The organism is uncultured Maribacter sp. (assembly GCF_947500405.1).
In the GTDB taxonomy this organism is placed as follows: domain Bacteria; phylum Bacteroidota; class Bacteroidia; order Flavobacteriales; family Flavobacteriaceae; genus Maribacter_B.
Map to the genome: position 1 here is coordinate 82,637 of NZ_CANMRY010000002.1, position 24,055 is coordinate 106,691.

The following is a 24,055-nucleotide window of genomic DNA, read 5'->3' on the forward strand; positions in this document are numbered from 1 at the left end:
TTTTTTATACTTATAAAGCCTTATTATTTTAAAGCTTTCTTCTTAAGATACGCTGCAAAAGATTTTGCTGCTTTAGCATAACACTCAGAAATTCTATAACCAGAGTTATAATCATTACCCATAGCACCGTAACCTTGTACATCATAAAACTTTCCAGAGAATAAAACGTTTCCTGGGTTACTAGTTTCATATATAGTAAACGTTACATCTATCTCTGCATTTTTTCTTACAATACCAACATTGTATCCTGCATATATTTTATTGGTGTGTACTTTCATTGTGTATTCTGCCTCTGCATTTTCACTAGAAACAGAAAGTTCACCTTCATCAAATCTTTTATTAAAAGACTCTATAAACTTAGGCTCATAAAATTCTTCTCTATCAGAAAACCAAGACGCCTTAAATTTTTCTCCTAAACCAGCTTCTTTTTCTTCTCTCTTCTTCATTTTATCTGCTAAGAAATCCTCTTCCGAATCGTACTTAGGAATTTCTAAATTAGAATAATTAAACTCAAGGTTATACTCTTTAATTTCTTTTAAGTCTTTAGGATTACCGTCTATATCCTTCATTTTTTGAGCTTGAGTTGCTCCTGCAATAAATAAAAATGCTAGTAATACAATCTTTTTCATATGTAATTTTTAATGGTTGTTAATTATAAATTTATATTAACGAAAACGAGCAATATTGGTTTAAAGTATATATTACATTTTAAAAAGTACCTACCACCCCAATTTGTCCTGGAGCAAAGTTTAAGTTCCAAGATATTTTTTTACTCCCCTCGTTATATTTCTGATTATACTTAGAATCTAAATACTTATCTATAGACTCTACTGTAAAAATACTTATTGCTACACCTAAAGCAACATCTGAAAGCCAATGTTTTCCTTCCCATAATCTAGAAATTGCTGGTATTGATCCTACTGCATAAACCCCAGTTTTTACCCAAGGACTTTTAAATTGTTTTGCAATTGCATGGGCATTTGTCATTGCCAAAATAGTATGTCCGGAAGGAAAAGAATGATACTCTTTATTCCCTGCCCAGAAAGGTCTAAAAGTATCACTAGATTTTCCGCTTAAAGGCCTTGCTCTTCCTACTGCAGATTTTAACACTTGCTGCAAAAAACCCGCAGATGTAGCAGATGCTATTAATAAAACCCCTGTTCTTCTTAATTTTTCGTCCTTTAAAGCTAAACCTGTTAAATAAACTGCTCCTGTAATCATATAATTATTAGTGGGGCTACCAACACTAAAACCATAATTGCTAATTCCTTTTGGAATATCCTCTTTTATTCCAATAAAATAATCGGATACTGGCTCATCTACTAAATAAATTAACCCTGTACCTGCCATAGTATACCCTAATGTTGCCCATTGTTTACCTTGCCAATGTAGCGGCCTTGTATAGGAGTATCCCACCCCTTTAAATACATTACCCATGTCATAGCTTAACATTTTCCATCTGGTTTCTGGCATTTTTATTGTTTTATCCTGTGCAAAAGAAGTCACTGAAAAAAATAAAAAGAAAAGTAGTACTATTTTTGATAGGTTATATAAAAACAAAGTATTGGTTGTTTTAAATTCCATATATAATTTTAGTTGTGCAAAGCTAATTGAATACGTTTTCTTGGCACATCTACCTCTAAAACTTTTACAATAATTTGTTGCTGTAAACTTACATGTTCGTTCACATCTTTTACAAAAGTATCTGCTAAATTAGAAACATGTATTAATCCACTTTCTTTTATTCCAACATCTACAAAACAACCAAAGTTTGTAATATTATTTACTATTCCAGGCAAAAGTTGCCCCTCTCTTAAATCTGTTATAAATTTTATATTTTGATTAAATGTAAAAACCTTTGCTTTTTCTCGTAAATCTAATCCTGGTTTTTCTAATTCCTTAACAATATCTTTTAAAGTTAACAGACCTATACTATCCGATGTATATTTACTAAGATCAATAGCATTTAACTCTTTTTTATCTCCAATAAGTTTTTCTATGGCAACTCCTCTATCTTTTGCCATTTTTTCGGCAATTGCATAACTTTCTGGGTGTATGGCAGAATCATCTAATGGATTTTTTGCATTTTTTATTCTTAAAAAAGCCGCTCCTTGCTCAAATGCTTTTCCTCCAAGGCGAGGTACTTTTTTAATTGCAGTCCTACTCTTAAAAGGCCCATTTTCATTTCTAAAGGCAACAATATTTTCTGCCAATTTAAGACCAATTCCAGAAACATAACTCAATAAAGAAGTACTGGCTGTATTTATATTAACCCCAACAAAATTTACACAGCTTTCTACAACCGTATCTAAAGAGTTTTGCAGTTTTGTTTGGTCTACATCATGCTGGTATTGCCCAACACCAATAGACTTTGCATCAATCTTTACCAGCTCTGCCAAAGGGTCTGCTAGCCTTCTTCCTATAGATACTGCTCCTCTTACGGTAATATCATAATTAGGAAACTCTTCCCTTGCTATTTTTGAAGCAGAATAAATAGATGCTCCTGCTTCACTAACCACAAAAACTTCTATATTGGTTTTAAAATGAATTCTTTTAATTAAATGTTCTGTTTCTCTAGATGCTGTTCCATTTCCTATTGCAATTGCTTCTATTTTGTAGGCATCTGCTAGGGAGCTAATTTTTTTTATAGCGCCTGCACTATCATTTTGCGGCGCATGCGGATAAATAGTTTCATTGTGTTCTAAATCTCCTTGTGCACTTAAACAAACTACCTTACAACCTGTTCTAAACCCCGGATCTATAGCTAATATTCTTTTTTCACCTAACGGAGAACCTAACAATAGCTGCTTAAGGTTTTTAGAAAAAACAGTTATCGCTCCATCATCTGCTTTTTCTTTAGCAAGTTTTAATCTCTCATTGGACAACGAAGGATACAACAATCTTTTATACGCGTCCTTTATTGCTATTGAAATTTGGGAGCTACAAGCATTATTGCTCTTAATAATACGGTCTTCTATTTTAGACAAAGCTCTTTCCGCATCTATCTCTATTTTTACACGAATATAACCTTCGTTTTCAGCTCTTAAAATTGCTAATAATCTATGGGAAGGACACCTTCCTAAAGACTCACTCCAGTCAAAATAATCGCGAAACTTTTGCGCTTTTTCATCGTCTTTTTTAGTTCCTATTACTTTGGTTGTTATTTGCGCAAATTTTTCTAAATGATATCTTATTTGGCTTCTAATATCTGAACGCTCATTTATCCACTCTGCAATAATATGTCTTGCTCCTTCTAAAGCTTCGTCCTCATTTTTAACAGTATTATTTAAAAACTTACTAGCCTCAAATTCTATTTCATTATTACGTTGCGCCATGATTATTTTTGCCAAAGGCTCTAACCCATTCTTGCGCGCAGTTTCTGCTTTTGTTTTTTTGTTTTTCTTGTAAGGTAAATAAATATCTTCCAAAGTTGTTAAATCTGGCGCTTTGGCAACTTTCTCTCTAAGTTCTAAGGTTAGTACCTCTTGCTCCTCTAGCGCTTTAAGTATCGCTTTTTTTCGTTTCTCTAAAGCTTCAAATTGCGCTTTAAAAGCAACTATTTGTCCTATTTGAACCTCATCTAGATTACCTGTACGTTCTTTTCTATATCTAGAGATAAAAGGAACCGTACAATCTTCTTTTAATAGCTCTATAGTATTTTTAATCCCTCTTTCAGGAAGATTGGTGTGTTTACGTATATAATTTATCATAAAAAAAGCCTTATAAATTAATTTATAAGGCCTGTAATATATTTAACTCTATTGAGATAATAGAATTTATTTTAAAAATAATTAAGCAACTTTTTTAAGTAAATCAAAACAAGGGCATTTACCGCAACGCTTACTTTCTGATTTCTTGTACTTATTGCAACATTTACTCTTTAGCTTGTTTGGTTTAATAGAAACCGTTTTTGCTAGTCTTTTTATTGCTTTTTTATTTTTTCCCAAAACAACATTATTATTTGCTGACAACAAATATATGTTATTTTAATTTAATCTAAATAAGTAATTATAAAAAATTATTCTGATGTATCCATAGATGCAGAGGTAACTGTTATTTGCTCTATATCTCTATCAAACAAATACAAACCACCTTTATCATCCCCGATAAGGTTTATTTTATCTAAAACAGTACGTGCCATTGCCTCTTCTTCTATTTGTTCCGAAACATACCATTGTAAAAAGTTATGTGTAGCATAATCTCTTTCTTCTAAAGTAATATGCACCAAATCATTAATACTACTAGAAACAAAAATTTCATGTTCTAATAATTTTTCAAACATTTCTTTAAAAGAAGTAAATGTAACGTTTGGTGCCGCTAATTCTGAAACCTGCGCGTGCCCTCCTCTTTCATTTACAAATTTTACTAATTTTAGCATATGATCACGTTCTTCTTGCGATTGATCGTACATAAACCCTGCAACACCTTCTAATCCTTTAACCTCAGCCCAACAAGCCATTGCTAAATATATTTGCGAAGATTCTGCTTCTATTTTTATTTGTGCATTTAATGCTTTTTCTATTTTTTTGGATAACATATCTTTTCTTTTTTATAAAATTACAATTTTAATTTATTGTTTCCCCATTAGTAACTCCTTCTTCATCAAGAGAAATAAAGAATCTTAAAGTACAATATGATTACCCTCATATAATTCACTATATCCACAAAGATTAACAAATTCTAAAATTCTTGCTTGTGAAGATGTTGAGGGTAATGAAGTTGGGTTGGACAGTGCAAAGGGTGGAAATGATATAAGACCCGCCACAGTATATAACTGAAAATCAATACCTTTAGATTTAAAATCATTTATAGTAGAAGCTAGTTGTTTTACCGCTTTTAGTCTTGCATTTCTTCTTTTCTTCACATTCAAGCTTGTGTTAATTGACCAGTTAACTTCTTTTAATTCAATAAACCAAACTACTTTTTCTTTAGCAACTAGCGCATCACACTTTTTAATATTACTTTCACTTATTAGGCATTCATCAATTGCAATAAAATCAACCTTATTATTATCCGAAGTTTCAATTAAACAAGTAGCGTTATTACTGTCCGAAGTTGCTTCACATTTAGAATTATTGTGATCATGAAGATAAAAAGAATTTTCGAATTCTTTATGACAATGATTTGTGTCACAATGCTGGTAAAATTTCTTTATTTGCTCAATCATTAATTAAAGCTAATTTTTTAAAATCTTCCATTATTATTTCAGTTACTTCGTCAATAATATTATCTTCTATTAGCTTATTTTTTTTGTTAAATATTCTCTGTACTGTACCATTTTTTACTTCGTAAGCATTAAAATTCTTGGGATTTATCCAACTTGATTCTTTAACAATTTCATCTACTAACTTCTTATTTTTAGTACCTTTTTTGTGCGCCAAAAGTAGATTATTTATTGAAGCCAAAATATAAGGGCTATGTGTTGTAATTATTAAATTTTTGGTTTGAACTTTTAATTCAGTTTCTAAGCAAGACTTTACTAAATATTTCGATAGTTCATACTGTGCCTCAGGATATAAATTTAATTCTGGTTCCTCTACTACGTAATTTAGATTAATATAATTTTCTTTTCTTACAGATGATTCTATCAAAAGTAAAATTGGCAAGATACTTTGAACTCCTGAAGAAGCCTCTTTTAATAAAACTTTTTGATTTTTATTATGATAAATATAAGACTGATTATTGGTTCTTTTATAACGTAGAGAACCAATAATATCTAAACTAAAAGAATTAATTGTATTTAAACCTTTTTCAAACTCCTGCACTGCTTGAAGCATATATTGAGGGAAAGAAATTTTATTATTAATTAAACCTGCAATATTATTTACAATTAATGGAATTAATGTTCTTTCTGCAGGAACATACATTGAATCTAAAGGTCGTATAAATGAAAAGACTCTAATAACTTGTCTTGCTAACTGATTAAGTTCTGATAAATTTAAATCTTTATTATATTTTTTAAGTATGTGACTCGGAAATAAGCTATAATTCTGTTTTGATTCACTGTTAATTTCAAGCAAACTTTCTGGGTTTTCAATTAGGCCAAAATGATTATCCTTTTGTATTTCACGTAGAAGTATGTCGCTTTTTTCATCACTGACTATTATACTTATCATAATACCAATTATCAGCTCAATAGTTTCTATATCATCTTTCTTATGTTCTTTCTTATTAAGAAAATAATTAAGAATCCTACTATATTCAAATTTTTCTTCTTCACCTTTCTCATATTTAAAACGAAAAAAAGGCGAATCGTAATTTATATAAGTATTCTTATTTATAAAAGATGAAAGATTATATTTTTCAAGTTCTTTGATAAGTTCACTTCCGTAATTTTGTCGAAAATTAAAATCATTAAGAATTGTTATTAGTTTTGCCAAAGTACTTTTTCCACTGGATTGAGCACCAATAAAAACCATCATATCGGTGACTTCAATCTCCGCTTTTTTAATCGGTCCAAAATTTCTTAAAGTAAGTTTTTCAGCCATTTTAGTTTGTATTCAAATATAAAGTTAACTTATTTGGTTACCATTAACAACCCCATCTTCATCCGGATTTACAAAAACTAATTTTCCTTCTGTATTTTGGTTCATTAATATCATTCCCTCACTTTCTACTCCACGTAGTGCTCTTGGAGCTAAGTTAACCAATACCGTAACTTTTTTGCCAATTATTTCTTCTGGTTTAAAACTCTCTGCAATACCAGAAACAATGGTTCTAGTATCTAAACCTGTATCTACCTTTAAAACTAGCAACTTTTTAGCTTTTGGCATTTTTTCTGCCTCTATAATAGTCCCAACACGCATATCTAACTTAGAAAAATCTTCAAAAGTTATAGTGTCTTTTTGTGGCACTATTTCTTTGTTTGCGTTTTCATTAGCTTTCTTTGTTGCCTCTAACTTATCTAATTGTGCTTGCACTTCTTTATCTTCTATTTTTCTAAAGAGTAATTCTGCTTTATTTATTTTATGGTTAGAAGCTAAAAGCACTTCTTTATCTGCTACATCATTCCAACTTAAAGCATCTAATTGTAAGATTCCTTTTAGTTTGGTAGATGTAAATGGTAAAAATGGTTCACTTAGTACCGCTAACCCTGCTGCTATTTGTAAGGCAACGTACATTATTGTTTTTACACGTTCCTCATCGGTTTTAATACGTTTCCAAGGTTCTTCATCTGCCAAGTATTTATTTCCCAAACGTGCCAAGTTCATAAGCTCTTGCCCTGCTTCTCTAAAACGATACCTTTCTATAGAACTAGAAATAATTTCTGGATATTTTTTTACTTCTGCTAAAGCCGCTAAATCTACTTCTGTAAATTCTGCTGACTCAGGAATTACACCGTCATAATATTTATGTGTTAGTACAGCTACACGGTTTACAAAATTTCCAAAAATGGCTACTAATTCATTATTATTACGTGCTTGAAAATCTTTCCAAGTAAAATCATTATCCTTAGTTTCTGGTGCATTTGCGGTTAATGTATAACGCAAAACATCTTGCATATTTGGAAATTCTTCTAAATACTCATGCAACCAAACTGCCCAATTTTTAGACGTAGAAAGTTTATTCCCTTCTAAATTTAAAAACTCATTTGCTGGTACGTTTTCTGGTAAAATATAACCGCCATGTGCTTTTAAAATTGCTGGAAAAATTATGCAATGAAAAACAATATTATCCTTACCTATAAAATGCACCATTTTGGTGTCTTCAGACTTCCAATACGGTTCCCAATCTTTACCTTCACGAGCTGCCCATTCTTTAGTGGAGGAAATATACCCAATAGGAGCATCAAACCAAACATATAGCACTTTTCCTTCTCCTCCTTCTACTGGAACTGGAATACCCCAGTTTAAATCTCTAGTAACTGCTCTTGGTTTTAAACCATCATCTATCCAACTTTTACATTGTCCGTACACATTAGGCTTCCAATCTTTTTTGTGACCTTCTAAAATCCACTCTTTTAAAAAATCTTCATGTTTATCTAATGGTAAAAACCAGTGTTTGGTTTCTTTTAAAGTTGGCACTGCTCCTGTTATGGTAGATTTAGGATTTATTAAATCGGTTGCATTTAAAGACGAACCACAATTTTCGCACTGGTCTCCATAGGCTTCTTCGTGACCACATTTAGGGCAAGTACCAATAACAAAACGGTCTGCTAAAAATTGCTTTGCTTCTTCATCGTATAATTGTGCGGTAGTTTCTTCTATAAACTCTCCTTTTTCATCTAAAGTCTTAAAAAAATCGGAAGCTGTTTTATGATGAATATCTGCCGATGTTCTCGAGTAATTATCAAAAGTAATCCCAAAATCTTGGAACGACTTTTTTATAATACCATTATACTTATCAATAACATCTTTTGGAGTAATACCTTCTTTTTTTGCTTTCATGGATATAGCAACTCCATGCTCATCACTACCACAAACAAAAGCCACATCATTATTTGTTAATCGCAAATAACGTGCATAAATATCTGCTGGAACATATACTCCTGCTAAATGTCCAATGTGTATTGGTCCGTTAGTATATGGTAATGCTGCTGTAATTGTATATCTGGAAGGTTTATTTTGCTGTGTAGACATGTAAAAATTTAATTAAGCAACAAAAATACAGATTTTGAGGCTAGTTGTTAGCATTCTACAGTAAATGAAATTAGAAAACAATAGGAGTAGTAAACCAAAATGTGTTACACATCGAAAAAGTATACGAAATTTAAAATATTTATGTTAAATTATAAGGTAAATCTTACAAAATAAAAACCATGAGTGTTGGAAACCCCAAAAAGTTTACACTTGCTAAAGATATAGCAAAGGAAAATGAAAAAATAGACTCTAACATAACTAGAGTTCATAAAGACAAGAGCCACAAAATTAAAAAAGAGCTTACTTTTTCGACAAAAAATAATAAATCTAAGTTGGCATAAAAAAGCCTTCTAAATACCAAGGTACGCAGAAGGCTAAGTACATAGTGGGGATACTTTTAAGCAACCATAACGGACTTGCTCATTTTTTTATTCTGTACATTTATTCTATAAATATATTTTCCAGTTGCTAGGTAATTTGGCAACATTTCTCTAATGTTTATTTCTGTAGAACCTTCAGACATTCTTTCGCTATAAACCGTTCCCACATTTTGTCCCATTATATTATATAACTTAATATCTACAACTGCAGAAAAAGGCATTTCAATATAAATATGAGGGTTTTCCTCTGTAGGGTAAAATGGCTTATGTACTATTGCATTTAAAAGTTCTGGACTATATTCTGGATCCTCTTCTGAACCTGGTTGCGTTGGTAGTGTTGGCTCACTATCATCCATAGCTATATCTGGAAATACGGTTTCTGAATGACATTGAAAACCTAAATCTACCGGAGTATAATTATATCCTGGCACATTGGTTGGGTTAAGGTGCTGATTTACGGTTGTTGGATCTACACATAACCATTCTGCAAGAACGGTGCCGTATAAATCTCTAAAATCCATAGTATATTCTAAATTACCTCTACCATCTGGGTTGTCTAGTGTTGGGTGATCCCCAACAAAAGCACTACCATTTAATCCAGAACCAAAGAATAAAGTTGGAGCAGCTTTACCGTGATCGGTACCATTAGAACCATTCTCAAAAATTCTTCTTCCAAATTCAGAAAAAGTCATACTTAAAACTTTCTCATCTTGACCTGTACATTTTAAATCTTCATAAAAATTATTAACGGCAACCGATAGGTTGGTCATTAATCTTTCATGTGCTAATGGTTGGTTCCCATGGGTATCAAAACCACCCATAGAAATCATATATACTTTAGTTCCTAAGTTTCCTTTTATCAGTTTTGCTAAAAGTTCTAATTGCCTTGCAAAAGAATTATCTTGGTATTCTACACATTGTAAATCATGACCTCTTAAATATGCTTCATGGATAGTACCAGCATATTCATTAGTAACATTAGAAACACCTCTTAAAAAGCGTAACTGATCGCCATACATACAATCATCAAAAAGTGCTTGATCTACTGGGTATTGCACCCCTGTTTCAGCTATTTGTTGTAATTGGTCTACATTATTAGTTACGAAAGCATAATTAGTTTCTTCTCCTTCAAATACTAAATTACCATAACTTCCAATTTGTATTGCCGCAGGGCCTTCTGGTCTACTGCCTTCGAAGTCTGATAAATAATCTGGATATAAATTTTCAAAATGCCTACCTAGCCAGCCTGTATTAGTTCCACTAAAACCTGTTGTAGCTAAATCTGTATTTGCAAAAATATCGGATCCTGTAAAATGAGAAAGGCTTTGCCCCTCATACCCTACACCATGAACTGCTTTAAATTGCCCTTCTCCCCACATAGGCTCTAAAGAACTCATATAGGAGGGTACACCAAACTCATCGGTAAGTTTTAGTATTTTACTTTCTGGTATATAAATATTTGGTCTTGCATTTGCATAAGCATCATACTGATTTATTGGTATAACAGTACTAAGTCCATCATTACCGCCAGACAATCGTATTAATATTAAAATATTATCAGTTTCTACATCTGCTAATGCATTTGTTAAACGAGATGGGGCGGATGCAGATAAAAGATTTGAACCAAGCATCATACTTCCAGAACCCGCAATTCCTAGTGTTTGTAAAAAAGAACGGCGACTCCAAGTTGCATGTTCTTCATTATGTCCTTTATGTTCTTTTCCTTTATGAGGAGAATTATCATGAGTATCGCACATAGTTGTAGGTTTTATTTTAATTGAAATTCAGGTTGCCTTCCTAGATGTTGTAATAAAAGATATACTTGGGTTGGTGTATTTTCTAAATTCATATTCCAACCAAAGTTGTTAGGGTCGGGACTATCTTCATAAACACCATTATCTTCATAAGGCCCTCTAAAAATTCCTATCGCAGTATCGTAATCTGCTTGGGTTAAAAGGCCTTTAGGTAATATTTTATCTACTATTGCAGTAGCCACCGCTGCGGGATCATTGGTTGTGATACCCCCTGGATCTGCCGCTTGTATTCCAAATTCTTTAAATTGTTCTGGGTTACTATCATAAAATCCAAGAAGAATTGTTTCTATAGTTAACCAACGACCAATCATAAAATTGGTGTTGATCCAAGAACGGTCTCTTTGCCAACCAGCAACATCAAAAGGCTCAAATAATGTTTGCCCTAATAAAGAGCTATAATTAACAGCCTCACTTACATTTGTATCTGTAATCGTAAAGTTTGTTTCTTTAAAAAGGTTAAAATAAAGATCAAAAGGGCTTTTAATAATTACCCCTACTGCCTCATCATCAAAAAAGTGTTGGCTCTTAAATAACTGCCGCAATACTGGAGCTATCTCAAAATTATTTGTGATAAAAACTGTTGCCATACCATCTATAATGGTTTGGGCATTATTAGCCGCATCTCTAGAATCTGGGTGTACAAAAAATTCATATAATTTTCTGCAAATAAACTCCGCAATTTCATTAGAACGTTGTGCAAAAAGATTATCTATTACACCTTGGTAATCAAATGTATCTGTTTGTCCAAAAATAGTTTTAGTACCAGCATCATGTTTTGTAGGATCAAATTGCACAGGTTCACAACCTAACTCTCCTCTCTCTACATAACCTGTTAGTGCACGAGCAGTCTCAATAATATCTTCTTCTGTATAATTATTACCTTCTCCTAAAGTAAAAAGTTCATAAAGCTCTCTTGCATAATTCTCATTAGGATTATTACCATTATTAAATACACCATCTAAGTAATATAACATGGCATTTGTTAACCCTATTTCTTCTACAAAGGTTTTAAAATTCCCTAAAGCATTTCTTTGCAAGCAATTTGTATAATGATATAAGAAAGAATTACATTCATATATATCTATCTCGGTTACAAAATGGTTACTCCAAAAGAAACTCATTCTTTCTTTTAGATTATTATCTAGCATATCATTTGAATATGCTAATCTCCATTCTTGTCTTTGTGAATTTCGTAATTGACGAGCTGCATCATCATCTGCAGGGTAATTACTATTATTCCAATCTGCCCAAGTTGGTGCTGTAGTAGGAGCCGTATTAAGGGCTTGATCTACTAGTGCATCTACCAAATTACTTGCAGATTGCGTTGTTGCTGTATTAATAGTATCTATAGAAGCGCTGAATCCAAGTCTTCTATATAGGTGTGCTGCTTTTTGGTAATCTAGAGGACCAGTATAAACAGCAAATGAAGAAGTATTACAATTAATGAAATATTCCATAGCGATTTAGGCATTAGTATTTTTAGTTCTTAGAGTTGGGGCTCTGTAATAACGTAACAAAATCATGGATAGTATTATGATCCATTTTTTTGAATATTATTTTCGAAAATACAATGTTTTATTATTAAAAACGTTGAACTCCTTATATTTTCGATAAACTACACAATTAACGCTTGTTTTTATGGCAAAACACAATGAATTTGGTAAAAAAGGAGAACAATTAGCTGTAGATTTTTTACTTAAAAAAGGGTATTCTATCCTTGAAAAAAATTACAGGTATTTAAAAGCAGAGGTAGATATTATTGCTCAAAAAGGAGAAATACTAGCTATTGTAGAAGTCCGCTCTAGAAGTACCAACTTTATTGAAAACATTGCAGATACTGTTACCAAAAAGAAAATGCAACTACAAATAATTGCCGCAGATTATTATGTTACAGATTTAGACTTAGATGTAGATGTACAGTTTGATATTATTACAATTCGTAAGGATAAAACTGAATATTTAATAAATCATATAGAAAATGCATATTATCATTTCTGACAATTTGTTTTATTTATAACAGTTTGTTATATTTGCACAACAACACCGCATCCAAATGAAAACAATCTCTTCTGTAGTAGAACAGTACATTAAGAAAAAACCATTCTTACAAAGCGCTCTAGCGCAAGGTATTATTAACTTAACTTCCCTTTCTAGAATAGTAAAACCAGAAATTGAGGAAGAATTAGGTAAAGACATTCGTAATGGCGCCATAGTTATGGCACTTAAACGTTTATCTGATGATTTAGAATTTAGAGCAACCCATAAAATTATAAAAGTCCTAAAAAATATAGGTGAAATTACGGTACGTTCTTCATTAACAGATTATACTTTTTTAGCATCGGATACGATTTTAAAGCAACAAGCTAAACTTTTAGAAGAAATTAACTCTAACCAAGATGTTTTTTACACTTCTTCTAGAGGTGTAAACGAAATTAACATTGTGATTAGCAATTTAATGGATGGTGTTGTTGAAAACTTATTTGTTGGTGAAAAGTGTACGCAAAAAGCACAAGATTTATCTTCTATAACGGTAAAACTACCTGCAGAAAATGTTTCTGTTCCTGGTATTTATTACTTCATTTTTCAGCGTTTAGCATGGGAAGGTATTGTTTTGTATGAAGTAATATCTACTACTAATGAATTTACTATTCTGGTTGATGATGCCCAAGTAGATATTGCCTTTAAAACTATTAAAGATTTAAAAACATTATAAGCTAGTAATTCTAGATAATTTCTATTTAAATACCTCGTGGACTAACCCCCTCGAGGTTATTTATTTAAGTATTCTATAACCTGCTTATCATCTTCTGGCTTGGCAATAAACCTCTTATTACTATCTAATATAAAGTATGTAGGAGTTTGGTTTACTGCATAGAGTTTTGCATAATCGCTTTCCCATTTACCTAATGCAATAGCGTGTTTAAAATTAGGAAACTTAGCTTTTTCTACATCCCAACTAATAGTATCCTCTTCCATACCAACTGCAATTACAGTAATATCTGGATTCTTTTTAAGTTCTTTATGCAATACTGGTAGCTCCTTTAAACAATGCGAACATGTACTACTCCAAAAAACTAAAATATAGTTTTTACTACCCTTTAGTGTATTTAAAGTCTGTACGTTATTTCCCTCTTTCCAACTAATTTCTGGCGCAATAGCTCCTATTCTTAATCTATTATGTAACTGTATCTCTTGGACAATATCTTTTTTTCCTAAATCTTGTGCTAACTTTTTTAAATAAGTAGTAAATACATAATCTGAAGTAGCGTTAAATTGACTAGCAGCCGCTTGCGCCCATATTGTATAAAATAAATGTAATCTATAATTAGAATCTATATTTTTAGTTTCTAAATTAACTTTGTCTACATTATTTTGCATTATTTTTTCTGTAGCCTCTTTTGTCATTTGTTCTAAAGGCAAAGCAGTAAACACGTAGTTAAGAGTCTTATCTGTTAAAAAACCCGAAGCTTGTAATGTAGTATTTGTATAATCTAAACCATTAAAGTAATTTTTCTTTTTTTCTGCAACAAAGGTAAAAACGTCAACGTATGTTTCTGATAGTTGCAATTTATTTGCTTTTATAAAAGCATTAGCCATTAACCCTGCTGATTTAGTTTCATAACTAGACTGTGCATTATGTAATTTTTTTACAAGAGTATTATATATTTTTTTACTTGTACTTCCGGAAGAATAAAATTCAATTATCTTGGCCTCAATAGCACTTACCTCATTAAAGTAACTATTAAAAATAATATTCTCTTTAGATTCTAAAAAAGATACTCCGTTTTCTGTTGTAAATTGTAGTTTAATATCTTCTTCTCCATTATAAACTACATCAAAATAAAACTCTTCTTGTGGAACAGCATAAACTAATCTGTACATTCCCTTTGGCGAATTTTCCGGAATATTTAAACTAAATTCCCCGTTCTTAATTGCTGTGTCAGCCACATAAACTTGCGTTCCAGGCTTTAATCTATACGCAATTATCCAACTATAGTCTTTTGCTGGCATAAAGGTTCCAGAAATAGTATGTTGTGCAAAAACAAAAGCACTAAAAAATAATAAAAAACCTAGGATAATTTTTTTCATAATATTACTCTTTTCAGGAACTGGTATTAGTTACATTTCAAAAATAATACCATAAAAATGATACTATTTAATTTTTAAGGGTTGTAAAACTTTTAATGCTTTTTCTACCGTATTTATATTCTCAAAAACCAACAATAGACGGAGTCCATTTCTTGTTTGTTTTTCTTTCATTTTACATACTTTTGAGTTTGCTTGTACAAACTGCAATACTCTTGTAAATACTAGACTCTGGTAAAAATCGGACTGTTGGTCTGCAATAAAATAACCAATAAGTTTTTTCTGTTTCATTACAATTTTCTCCAACCCTATTTGGTTAGCAATCCATTTTATACGAACAGAATTTAATAAATCTACCGCAGGTGTTGGCAGCTCTCCAAAACGGTCTACCAATTCTTTCTCAAATTTTACCAATTCTTCTTCCTCTTTAAGAGTATTTAAATTGGTATATAATGTAAGGCGCTCTGTAATATTGTTTATATAATCATCTGGGAAAAGAAGCTCAAAATCCGAATCTATTTGCGTTTCTTTTACATATATTTTCTCTTGGGCACCTTCTACCTCTTCGTATAAATCTTTAAATTCATTTTCTTTTAGCTCACTAATAGCCTCAGAAAGAATTTTTTGATACGCATCAAACCCAATTTCATTTATAAAGCCACTTTGCTCCCCTCCAAGAATATCTCCTGCACCACGAATTTCTAAATCTTTCATAGCGATATTAAATCCGCTACCTAATTCTGTAAATTGCTCTAAGGCTTGTATTCTTTTACGAGCATCATTTGTCATTACTTCATAAGGCGGAGTTATAAAATAACAAAAGGCTTTTTTGTTACTACGGCCAACACGCCCTCGCATTTGATGTAAATCGCTTAATCCAAAATTATTTGCGTTATTTATAAAAATGGTATTTGCATTAGTTACATCTAAACCACTTTCTATAATAGTAGTAGACACTAAAACATCAAACTCACCATTCATAAAAGAAATCATGAGTGCTTCTAATTTTTTTCCATCCATTTGCCCATGCCCAACTGCTATTTTAGCATCTGGTACTAAGCGCTGGATCATACCTGCTACTTCTTTAATATTCTCTATCCTATTATGAATAAAAAAGGATTGCCCACCTCTTTGTATTTCATAAGAAATAGCATCTCTAATAGTTTCTTCTGAAAAACGAATTACTTCACTCTCTATAGGATACCTGTTTGGTGGTGCTGTATTTATTTGTGACAGATCTCTTGCCGCCATTAAACTAAACTGTAATGTTCTTGGAATAGGCGTTGCCGTTAAGGTTAAAACATCTACATTTTCTTTGATAGATTTTAACTTATCTTTTACAGATACACCAAACTTTTGCTCTTCATCTACTATAAGTAATCCTAAGTCTTTAAACTTTACATTCTTATTTACTAGTTGGTGTGTTCCAATAATAATATCTACCCTACCAGCTTCTAAATTTTCTAACGTTAATTTTCTTTCTTTAGCGGTTTTAAACCTATTAAGATAATCTACCGTTACCGGCATTTCTTTTAAACGCTCTGAAAAGGAACGTGCATGCTGAAAAGCTAATATTGTTGTTGGCACTAATACTGCTACTTGTTTGCCATTATCTACTGCTTTAAAAGCAGCTCTTATAGCAACTTCCGTTTTTCCAAAACCAACATCGCCACAAACCAAACGATCCATTGGCCGTTCGCTTTCCATGTCTTTTTTAATATCTTCAGTAGCTTTGCTTTGGTCTGGGGTGTCTTCGTAGATAAAAGAGGCTTCTAACTCATGCTGCAAATAACTATCTGGAGCATATTGAAAACCTTTTTCTAACCTTCTTTTTGCATATACTTTAATAAGATCAAAAGCTATTTTCTTAACTCTAGATTTAGTTTTTTGCTTTAGTTTTTTCCAAGCTGCAGAACCCAACTTAAACACCTTTGGAGGAGTACCGTCTTTACCTGTAAACTTAGAAATTTTATGTAGAGAATGTATACTAACATAAAGTATGTCTCTTTCCCCATACATTAATTTTATAGCCTCTTGTTTTTTTCCTTCTACATCTATTTTTTGTAATCCTCCAAACTTTCCAATTCCATGATCTATATGGGTTACATAATCTCCAACATCAAGCTTTGTTAATTCTTTTAATGTAATAGCCTGTTTCTTTGCATACCCATTTTTTAAATGAAACTTATGGTAACGCTCAAAAATTTGGTGGTCTGTATAACATGCAATTTTTAGGTTCTCATTTATAAACCCTTGGTGTAAAGAAAAAACTATAGTTTTATAATGAACCTGCTCTTCCGCCTCATCAAAAATATCATGAAAACGTTGCGCTTGCTGGTCTGTAGCGCAAAAAATATAATTTGTATACCCTTTAGTATTGTTCTCGTTTAATTCCTGAATTAATAAATCGAACTTTTTATTAAATGAGGGTTGCGGTTTTGTTTTATACACTATTTCCTCGGTAGGTATTGTTGCAACCTTTGCTAAAGCAGATGCATTTTTTCCGGAGGTTATAATTCTAAAAACCCCAAGTTGTTTTTTTAATAGTGTAGCATTAACAAAAAGCTCTAGGGGTTCCACATGCTTTATATCTTCAGACAATTTTGAAAATGCAGTAATTGCTTTTGCAAAAAAAGTATCTAATTTATCTAATACAAAATCTAAGTTTTTTATATATACTACAGTATCCTTTGCTATATATTTTAAAAAACTTTCTCTAGTTTCATTTAATAGTTTGTTTTCTACATTTGGTATAATAGTTATTTTAGAAATCTTTTCTAAAGAAAGTTGTGTTTCCACATCAAACGTTCTAATACTATCTACCTCATCTCCAAAAAATTCTATCCTATAGGGGCGGTCGTGAGAAAATGAAAATACATCTACAATTCCGCCACGAACAGAAAACTCGCCAGGTTCCGTTACAAAGTCTACTCTTTTAAATTTATATTCAAACAAAACCTCGTTTAAAAAATCTAAGGTCAGTGTATCATCAACCTTTATTTTTAATGTGTTTTTTTCTAACTCTTTTCTTGTTACTACTTTTTCAAAAATAGCATCTGGGTAGGTAACTATTACCGCTGGTTTTTTTCTAGAATTTATTCTGTTTAAAACTTCAGCTCTTAAAAGAACATTTGCATTATCGGTTTCTTCTATCTGGTATGGTCTACGATAACTCCCAGGGTAAAAAAGAACCTCTTTTTCTCCAATAAACTGTTCTAAGTCATTTAAATAATAAGCAGCTTCTTCTTTATCATTAAAAAGTAATAGGAAAGGACTTTCTGCTTTCTTAAAAGCATCTGCTAAAATAAAAGATAATGCAGAGCCTGTAGTTCCTGTTAATGCAATATTTTTTTGAGATTGGGCAATAGTTTTTTGCAGTTTCTGCGATTGCGGAGACTGTGCAAAACCTTGTTGAATAATAGAATAGGTCAACGGTATAAATTTGTACAAATATAACTTCTACTTATAGGGTGTACAAAAAGGAATCTTCTTTTTTTTACATTAAAAAATAATTGAAATATAAATAGTTATTATAAAAATTTATATTTGTGCTCTTAAACAATAAAAAAATATGTCATTTAAAGATTTATACGGTAATAGCGAACACAGAAGCAATTTAGCTCATTTTGCTGCTATGGCCACTTTAGCTGCATCGGACGGAGTAATTTCTGAACAAGAAAAAACTTTATTAGATCGTTTTGCTAATAAACTTGATATTTCGGAAGAAGAATACAAAGAGGTTATGAAACCTACTAATAAGTATCCTATTGAACCTCCTGTAAATTCTGAAAAAAGATTAGAGCGTTTGTACGATTTATTTAGAATAATATTCTCTGATCATTTTATAGATAACGAAGAAATGGTTCTACTAAAGAAGTATGCTATTGGTCTTGGTTATTCTTCAGAAAAAGCTAATAAATTAATAGAGCGTTCTATTGCGATTTTTAGCGGAAGGATTGATTTTGAAGATTACCAATCTCTTTTAAAATAACAATACAAGTATTAAAATTATAAAAGCGGTCTAAAATAAAAATAGACCGCTTTTTTAATTATGTGTTTTTTGTCATAAACTCATGGAGTTTTTCTACCATGTTTTTACTTCCACAGAAAAAAGGAACTCTTTGATGTAGCTCCGTAGGTTCTATTTCTAATATTCTCTTAAAACCATCACTTGCAATACCATTAGCTTGTTCTGCTAAATATGCCATAGGGTTACACTCATACAACAAACGTAGTTTACCATTCTCGGCGATACTACTTTTTGGATACATATAAATCCCTCCTTTAATCATATTTCTATGAAAATCAGAAACTAAAGAGCCAATATATCTTGCAGTATAGGGTCTATCTCCTTCTTCTTTCTGGCAATATTTTATATAATCTTTTACTCCTTGTAAAAAATGTACATAATTACCTTCGTTTACAGAATATATTTTACCATCTTCAGGAAATTGCATATTAGGATGCGAAAGATAAAAAGTACCTAACGCAGGGTTTAGAGTAAACCCATTAACACCATGCCCGGTACTATAAACTAACATGGTAGAGGTACCATAAACAATATACCCTGCAGCAACTTGCTCGCTACCTTTTTGTAAAAAATCTTTGAGTTCTACAGGAGTTCCTACCGGTGTAACTCTTCTATAAATTGAAAAAATAGTACCTACAGAAACATTTACGTCTATATTGGAAGACCCATCCAAAGGGTCTATTAATACTACATATTTATTTTGATGCTTCTCATCATAACTATTAATGGTAATAAAATCATCTTCTTCTTCTGATGCAATTCCACAAACAATTTCTCTATTTTTTAATGTTTGAATAAATTTTTCATTTGCTAGAACATCTAGTTTTTGCTGACTTTCTCCTTGTATATTAGTATCTCCAGCTTCTCCAAGAATATCTACTAAGCCAGCTTTATTAACTTCATGGTTAACAACTTTAGCTGCTAACCTAATTGCATTTATAAGTTTTGATAATTCTCCAGATGAATATTGAAAAGAAGATTGATTTTCAATAATAAACTCTCCTAATGTTTTATTTTTTTTTAGCATTATTATGATTGTGTTTATTTAGACTACAAATATCGCTTTTTTTGTGATACTATAACGATTTCGATTTTTTTTGATTTTTAAATTTATAACTATGTGTTATATTTGTAACATGTTATATGTTTTCTCTATATTATACAGGAATTAAACGTCTAATATTTATCCAAATTGCTTTTGTCATATTTAAATAATAATAAATGAGTTTTACTATTAGAGACAGCCAAATAAAAGATACGCCTCAAATTTTAGGTTTAATCAATGAACTAGCTGTTTTTGAAAAAGAAGAAGATGCTGTAGAAATAACCGTAGAGCAACTAGAAAATGATGGTTTTGGAGAAAATCCATTATTTCATTGTTTTGTTGCAGAAAGTAATTCTAAAATTGTAGGTATGGCTTTAGTATATCCAAGATATTCTACTTGGAAAGGGCCTGTTATACATTTAGAAGATCTTATTGTTACTAAAGAATATAGAGGAACTGGGCTTGGAACAGCTTTATTAACCTCTGTAGTTAAATACAGTAAAAAATTAAATGTAAAAAGAATTAGCTGGGAAGTAATTGATTGGAATGAAGCTGCAATATCTTTTTATAAATCTAAAGGGGCTAATGTAATGAGAGATTGGGATGTGGTACAATTAGATGAGCAGGGAATAAAAGACTATTTAAAAAATAATAATTAAAATAAACCCTACTCGGGGTATAAAATTAAGCTTAATGAGAGTTTTTAAATTTGGAGGAGCATCTGTAAAAGATGCCAATGGAGTAAAAAATGTTGTAAAAGTATTACAAGAAGTAGGTTACAAGAATACCTTGGTAGTTGTTTCTGCTATGGGAAAAACTACCAATGGCATGGAAGCTATTGTTGGGGCATATTTTAATGATAAAAACAACTTATCTTCTAAAGTACAAGAAGTTATAGATTATCACGCTGTTATTTTAAAAGATTTATTTCCAAATAAAGAGCATGAGGTTTACAAAAGAGTTAAAGTTTTATTTGATGAAGTTCAAGGTTTTTTAGCTTGGAATAAATCTCCAAACTATAATTTTGTATATGATCAAGTTGTAGGTTATGGAGAATTAATTTCTACTAGTATTATAAGTGCCTATTTAAATGAAATTGGTATGCAAAATAACTGGTTAGATGTTCGTAGCTTAATAAAAACCAATAACATATATAGAGATACCACTGTTAATTGGGAAAAAACACAAGAACAAATAAACCAAACTGTAGATAAAAAAGTTCTTAATATTACCCAAGGATTTTTAGGTAGTGATGACAATAACTTTACAACTACTTTAGGACGAGAAGGTTCTGATTATACTGCTGCAATACTTGCATATTGCTTAAACGCAGATTCTGTAACTATTTGGAAAGATGTACCTGGTGTTTTAAATGCTGATCCTAGATATTTTAAAGAAACACAATTACTAAACAAAATATCTTATAGAGAAGCTATAGAACTTGCCTTTTATGGTGCTTCTGTAATACACCCAAAAACACTACAACCTCTACAACGTAAAGAAATACCTCTACTTGTAAAATCTTTCATTAATCCAAAAAATGATGGTACAACAGTAGAAAAAGGAAATGGTATAGAGCCTAAAGTACCTTGCTTTATTGTTAAAAAAGACCAAGTTTTAATGAAGCTTTCTTCTTTAGATTTCTCATTTATTGTCGAAGATAATATTAGTGAGTTATTTAAGCTTTTTCATGAATATAAAATGAAGGTAGACCTAATTCAAAACTCTGCTATTAGCTTTTCTGTTTGTGTGGACAATAGATTTGGTCGTTTGGAAGAATTACTAAACACATTAAAAAGTCGTTTTAAAGTAGTACATCAAGAAGGAGTTTCTTTATATACAATTCGTCATTTTAATTCTGACGCTTTAGCATCTTTGCAAAATGGTCACGAGGTTTTATTAGAACAACGTGCAAAAGAAACTGTGCAGTTAGTCGTAAGATAAATACTTCCAAAATATAAAAAGGAATTGCTTAACGCTGGTTTTTGCTATATTTACGGTTCTGAAATTTTTTAAATTCTATGGGTTTAGTAACCGCAAAGGAAGTAGCAGCTGCTATTAATCTAAAAAAATATGGGTTTTTTGGCACTTTTATTGGGTGGCTCCTAATGAAAGTTACCAGAATATCTAGTATAAATAGATGTTATGACACCTATAAGCACTTAGAAGGTGTTGCTTTCCTACAAGCTATATTAGAACATTATGACATAGATTTTGAGATACCTGAAGAAGATTTTAGAAGACTTCCTAAAGATGGCGCATATATAACCATATCTAACCACCCATTAGGTGGAATAGACGGTGCATTATTACTAAAACTTATACTAGCTCATAGAACCGATTTTAAAATTATTGCAAACTTTTTATTACACAGGTTAACCCCATTAAAACCATATATTTTACCTGTAAACCCTTTTGAGAATCACAAAAGTGCTAAAAGCAGTATTGCTGGTTTTAAAAATGCAATGAAACATTTAAATGATGGCCATCCACTTGGTATTTTCCCTGCAGGAGAAGTATCTACCTATAAAGATGGAAAATTAATTGTAGATAAACCATGGGAAGAAGCGGCATTAAAACTTATTAAGAAAGCAGAAGTGCCCGTTGTACCAATATATTTTCATGCAAAAAACAGTAAATTATTTTATCGTTTATCTAAAATAAGTGACGTTTTTAGAACTGCAAAATTACCTTCAGAAGTATATTCGCAAAAAAACCGTCCTATAAAAATCCGTATAGGGCAACCTATATCTGTAAAAACACAAAAGGAACAGGGTACATTAGAAGAGTTCACAGAGCTTTTACGAAGAAAAACTTACATACTATCCAATGCCTACGAAAAAGAGCGCTTAATAGACCAAATACCGACAACCCTTAAAATACCTAAAGCTCCAAAAAAAATTGCCTCTCCAATTCCAACAGAGGTAATGCAAGGCGAAATAGAAAAACTACGAGAAAAAGATTGTCGTCTTTTACAAAGTAAAAATTATGAGGTTTTCTTAGCACAAGAAAAAGATATGCCTTTTATCTTAAAAGAAATTGGAAGACAAAGAGAAGTAACCTTTAGAGCTATTGGAGAAGGCACAAATAACGCAATAGATTTGGATGTTTTTGACTCTTATTACTACCATCTTTTTTTGTGGGATAATACAGAAAAATGTATTGTTGGTGCTTATAGAATGGGAATGGGCTCAGAGATATTCCCTGAACATGGTATAAATGGATTTTATTTACAGGATTTATTTAGAGTGGAACCCGAATTATATGGAATGATGCAAAATTCTATTGAAATGGGTAGAGCCTATATAGTTAAGGAATACCAACAAAAACCTATGCCACTATTCTTATTATGGAAAGGTATTGTACATACTACTTTAAGGCATCCAGAACATAAATATTTAATAGGAGGTGTAAGCATAAGCAACCAGTTTTCTAATTTCTCTAAATCTTTAATGATTGAGTTTATGAAATCTAATTACTGGGATCCTTATGTTGCGCAATATATACGCCCTAAAAAAGAATTTAAAGTTAAACTTAAAGATGCCGATAAAGATTTTGTTTTTGACGAAACGCAGGCAGATTTAAATAAGTTTGATAGACTTATTGATGAGGTAGAACCAGGTAACCTAAGATTACCTGTTCTTATTAAAAAATATATAAAACAGAATGCTAAAGTAATTGCATTTAATGTAGACCCACTTTTTAATAACTCTGTAGATGGTTTAATGTATATTAAAATAGAAGATTTACCAGAGAGCACGGTTAAACCTGTTATGGAAGAATTTCAGGCAGAATTAGAGCGTAAAATGGCTGAAGCTAACACTCTCAAATAAAGAATCCTACTCACTAAGACAAGTACAAATCCTCACTTTTAACACCCAATTTAGTCTTAAAAAGCACAACTAAAAATTTCATTTTTCATTTGCTATTAAAAAATAATTTTTAGGGATAAAAAAATCTAAAATACAGTACCAATTGGTATATTATAAATTTATATACCAATTAGACCAAAATTAATTACCTGAAAATTAAACCTATAAATGAAAAGTAGTCGTGAATTAAGATTATAAAATATTCTTAAAAATTATATTAAAAACACATACCATTAAGTATATTATTAA

At 31.2% G+C, this 24,055-nt stretch carries 19 protein-coding genes; 7 read left to right on the forward strand and 12 right to left on the reverse strand.

What is annotated here, in order from left to right; all coding sequences use genetic code 11:
• Positions 1-23 precede the first annotated feature (23 nt).
• The 7 genes from Q0945_RS02545 to metG all read right to left on the reverse strand — a co-directional run bounded on the left by Q0945_RS02545 (position 24) and on the right by metG (position 8,579).
• The gene (locus Q0945_RS02545; RefSeq protein ID WP_299430467.1) at positions 24-629 is read right to left on the reverse strand and encodes a hypothetical protein; all 606 of its coding nucleotides are present in this window, start codon (positions 627-629) and stop codon (positions 24-26) included.
• A 79-nt stretch (positions 630-708) separates the two neighbouring features.
• On the reverse strand, positions 709-1,584 hold the full coding sequence (locus tag Q0945_RS02550; protein ID WP_299430469.1) for a phosphatase PAP2 family protein: 876 nt from the start codon (positions 1,582-1,584) through the stop codon (positions 709-711).
• A gap of 8 nt (positions 1,585-1,592) precedes the next feature.
• Entirely contained in the window at positions 1,593-3,710 is a 2,118-nt protein-coding gene (locus tag Q0945_RS02555) for a Tex family protein (RefSeq protein WP_299430471.1), read from the reverse strand.
• Positions 3,711-4,018: 308 nt separating this feature from the next.
• On the reverse strand, positions 4,019-4,537 hold the full coding sequence (locus Q0945_RS02560; RefSeq protein WP_299430473.1) for a ferritin: 519 nt from the start codon (positions 4,535-4,537) through the stop codon (positions 4,019-4,021).
• 84 nt (positions 4,538-4,621) lie between these two features.
• A complete protein-coding gene (locus Q0945_RS02565) occupies positions 4,622-5,167 on the reverse strand; it encodes a hypothetical protein (RefSeq protein WP_299430474.1) in 546 nt (181 codons plus the stop codon).
• Entirely contained in the window at positions 5,160-6,488 is a 1,329-nt protein-coding gene (locus Q0945_RS02570; RefSeq protein ID WP_299430476.1) for an AAA family ATPase, read from the reverse strand. Before Q0945_RS02570 ends, Q0945_RS02565 begins: the two co-directional genes overlap by 8 nt.
• Positions 6,489-6,512: 24 nt before the next feature.
• On the reverse strand, positions 6,513-8,579 hold the full coding sequence (gene metG / locus Q0945_RS02575; protein WP_299430478.1) for a methionine--tRNA ligase: 2,067 nt from the start codon (positions 8,577-8,579) through the stop codon (positions 6,513-6,515).
• A gap of 179 nt (positions 8,580-8,758) precedes the next feature.
• Between metG and Q0945_RS02580 the strand changes: the two genes are divergently transcribed.
• The gene (locus tag Q0945_RS02580; RefSeq protein ID WP_170146690.1) at positions 8,759-8,920 is read left to right on the forward strand and encodes a hypothetical protein; all 162 of its coding nucleotides are present in this window, start codon (positions 8,759-8,761) and stop codon (positions 8,918-8,920) included.
• A gap of 56 nt (positions 8,921-8,976) precedes the next feature.
• Here Q0945_RS02580 and Q0945_RS02585 read toward each other — a convergent pair whose 3' ends face one another.
• Positions 8,977-10,716: a DUF1501 domain-containing protein gene (locus Q0945_RS02585; RefSeq protein WP_299430481.1), complete on the reverse strand. Its 1,740-nt coding sequence runs from the start codon at positions 10,714-10,716 to the stop codon at positions 8,977-8,979.
• Between the two features lie 11 nt (positions 10,717-10,727).
• Positions 10,728-12,230, reverse strand: coding sequence for a DUF1800 domain-containing protein (locus tag Q0945_RS02590; RefSeq protein ID WP_299430483.1), 1,503 nt, complete (start codon positions 12,228-12,230; stop codon positions 10,728-10,730).
• A 181-nt stretch (positions 12,231-12,411) separates the two neighbouring features.
• Between Q0945_RS02590 and Q0945_RS02595 the strand changes: the two genes are divergently transcribed.
• Together Q0945_RS02595 and Q0945_RS02600 are read left to right on the forward strand one after the other, a co-directional pair.
• Entirely contained in the window at positions 12,412-12,771 is a 360-nt protein-coding gene (locus Q0945_RS02595) for a YraN family protein (RefSeq protein WP_299430485.1), read from the forward strand.
• 55 nt (positions 12,772-12,826) lie between these two features.
• A complete protein-coding gene (locus Q0945_RS02600; protein WP_299430486.1) occupies positions 12,827-13,486 on the forward strand; it encodes an aspartate kinase in 660 nt (219 codons plus the stop codon).
• 56 nt (positions 13,487-13,542) lie between these two features.
• On the opposite strand, the gene Q0945_RS02605 is transcribed toward Q0945_RS02600, so the two are convergent.
• Positions 13,543-14,862: a TlpA disulfide reductase family protein gene (locus Q0945_RS02605; protein ID WP_299430488.1), complete on the reverse strand. Its 1,320-nt coding sequence runs from the start codon at positions 14,860-14,862 to the stop codon at positions 13,543-13,545.
• Between the two features lie 63 nt (positions 14,863-14,925).
• Positions 14,926-18,291, reverse strand: a complete 3,366-nt coding sequence (mfd, locus tag Q0945_RS02610; protein WP_299430490.1) for a transcription-repair coupling factor — start codon at positions 18,289-18,291, stop codon at positions 14,926-14,928.
• Between the two features lie 139 nt (positions 18,292-18,430).
• On the opposite strand from mfd, the gene Q0945_RS02615 reads away from it, so the two are divergent.
• Positions 18,431-18,850, forward strand: coding sequence for a TerB family tellurite resistance protein (locus Q0945_RS02615; protein WP_298484917.1), 420 nt, complete (start codon positions 18,431-18,433; stop codon positions 18,848-18,850).
• 58 nt (positions 18,851-18,908) lie between these two features.
• Here Q0945_RS02615 and fbp read toward each other — a convergent pair whose 3' ends face one another.
• Positions 18,909-19,916 carry a class 1 fructose-bisphosphatase gene (gene fbp / locus Q0945_RS02620; RefSeq protein ID WP_299430493.1) on the reverse strand — a complete coding sequence of 336 codons (1,008 nt, stop codon included), beginning with the start codon at positions 19,914-19,916 and terminating at the stop codon, positions 18,909-18,911.
• Positions 19,917-20,110: 194 nt separating this feature from the next.
• On the opposite strand from fbp, the gene Q0945_RS02625 reads away from it, so the two are divergent.
• The 3 genes from Q0945_RS02625 (at position 20,111) to Q0945_RS02635 (ending at position 23,767) form a co-directional block, all read left to right on the forward strand.
• On the forward strand, positions 20,111-20,593 hold the full coding sequence (locus tag Q0945_RS02625) for a GNAT family N-acetyltransferase (protein WP_299430495.1): 483 nt from the start codon (positions 20,111-20,113) through the stop codon (positions 20,591-20,593).
• A gap of 34 nt (positions 20,594-20,627) precedes the next feature.
• The gene (locus Q0945_RS02630; protein WP_299430496.1) at positions 20,628-21,878 is read left to right on the forward strand and encodes an aspartate kinase; all 1,251 of its coding nucleotides are present in this window, start codon (positions 20,628-20,630) and stop codon (positions 21,876-21,878) included.
• A gap of 77 nt (positions 21,879-21,955) precedes the next feature.
• A complete protein-coding gene (locus Q0945_RS02635; protein WP_299430498.1) occupies positions 21,956-23,767 on the forward strand; it encodes a lysophospholipid acyltransferase family protein in 1,812 nt (603 codons plus the stop codon).
• Positions 23,768-24,055 lie beyond the last annotated feature (288 nt).

Coding starts and splice junctions, on each gene's coding strand:
- Q0945_RS02605 (WP_299430488.1), bottom strand. CDS start 14,862: ATGAAAAAAATTATCCTAGGTTTTTTATTATTTTTTAGTGCTTTTGTT.
- Q0945_RS02625 (WP_299430495.1), top strand. CDS start 20,111: ATGAGTTTTACTATTAGAGACAGCCAAATAAAAGATACGCCTCAAATT.
- Q0945_RS02595 (WP_299430485.1), top strand. CDS start 12,412: ATGGCAAAACACAATGAATTTGGTAAAAAAGGAGAACAATTAGCTGTA.
- Q0945_RS02565 (WP_299430474.1), bottom strand. CDS start 5,167: ATGATTGAGCAAATAAAGAAATTTTACCAGCATTGTGACACAAATCAT.
- Q0945_RS02550 (WP_299430469.1), bottom strand. CDS start 1,584: ATGGAATTTAAAACAACCAATACTTTGTTTTTATATAACCTATCAAAA.
- Q0945_RS02635 (WP_299430498.1), top strand. CDS start 21,956: ATGGGTTTAGTAACCGCAAAGGAAGTAGCAGCTGCTATTAATCTAAAA.
- Q0945_RS02580 (WP_170146690.1), top strand. CDS start 8,759: ATGAGTGTTGGAAACCCCAAAAAGTTTACACTTGCTAAAGATATAGCA.
- Q0945_RS02555 (WP_299430471.1), bottom strand. CDS start 3,710: ATGATAAATTATATACGTAAACACACCAATCTTCCTGAAAGAGGGATT.
- Q0945_RS02560 (WP_299430473.1), bottom strand. CDS start 4,537: ATGTTATCCAAAAAAATAGAAAAAGCATTAAATGCACAAATAAAAATA.
- fbp (WP_299430493.1), bottom strand. CDS start 19,916: ATGCTAAAAAAAAATAAAACATTAGGAGAGTTTATTATTGAAAATCAA.
- metG (WP_299430478.1), bottom strand. CDS start 8,579: ATGTCTACACAGCAAAATAAACCTTCCAGATATACAATTACAGCAGCA.
- Q0945_RS02600 (WP_299430486.1), top strand. CDS start 12,827: ATGAAAACAATCTCTTCTGTAGTAGAACAGTACATTAAGAAAAAACCA.
- Q0945_RS02570 (WP_299430476.1), bottom strand. CDS start 6,488: ATGGCTGAAAAACTTACTTTAAGAAATTTTGGACCGATTAAAAAAGCG.
- Q0945_RS02630 (WP_299430496.1), top strand. CDS start 20,628: ATGAGAGTTTTTAAATTTGGAGGAGCATCTGTAAAAGATGCCAATGGA.
- Q0945_RS02615 (WP_298484917.1), top strand. CDS start 18,431: ATGTCATTTAAAGATTTATACGGTAATAGCGAACACAGAAGCAATTTA.
- Q0945_RS02585 (WP_299430481.1), bottom strand. CDS start 10,716: ATGTGCGATACTCATGATAATTCTCCTCATAAAGGAAAAGAACATAAA.
- Q0945_RS02545 (WP_299430467.1), bottom strand. CDS start 629: ATGAAAAAGATTGTATTACTAGCATTTTTATTTATTGCAGGAGCAACT.
- Q0945_RS02590 (WP_299430483.1), bottom strand. CDS start 12,230: ATGGAATATTTCATTAATTGTAATACTTCTTCATTTGCTGTTTATACT.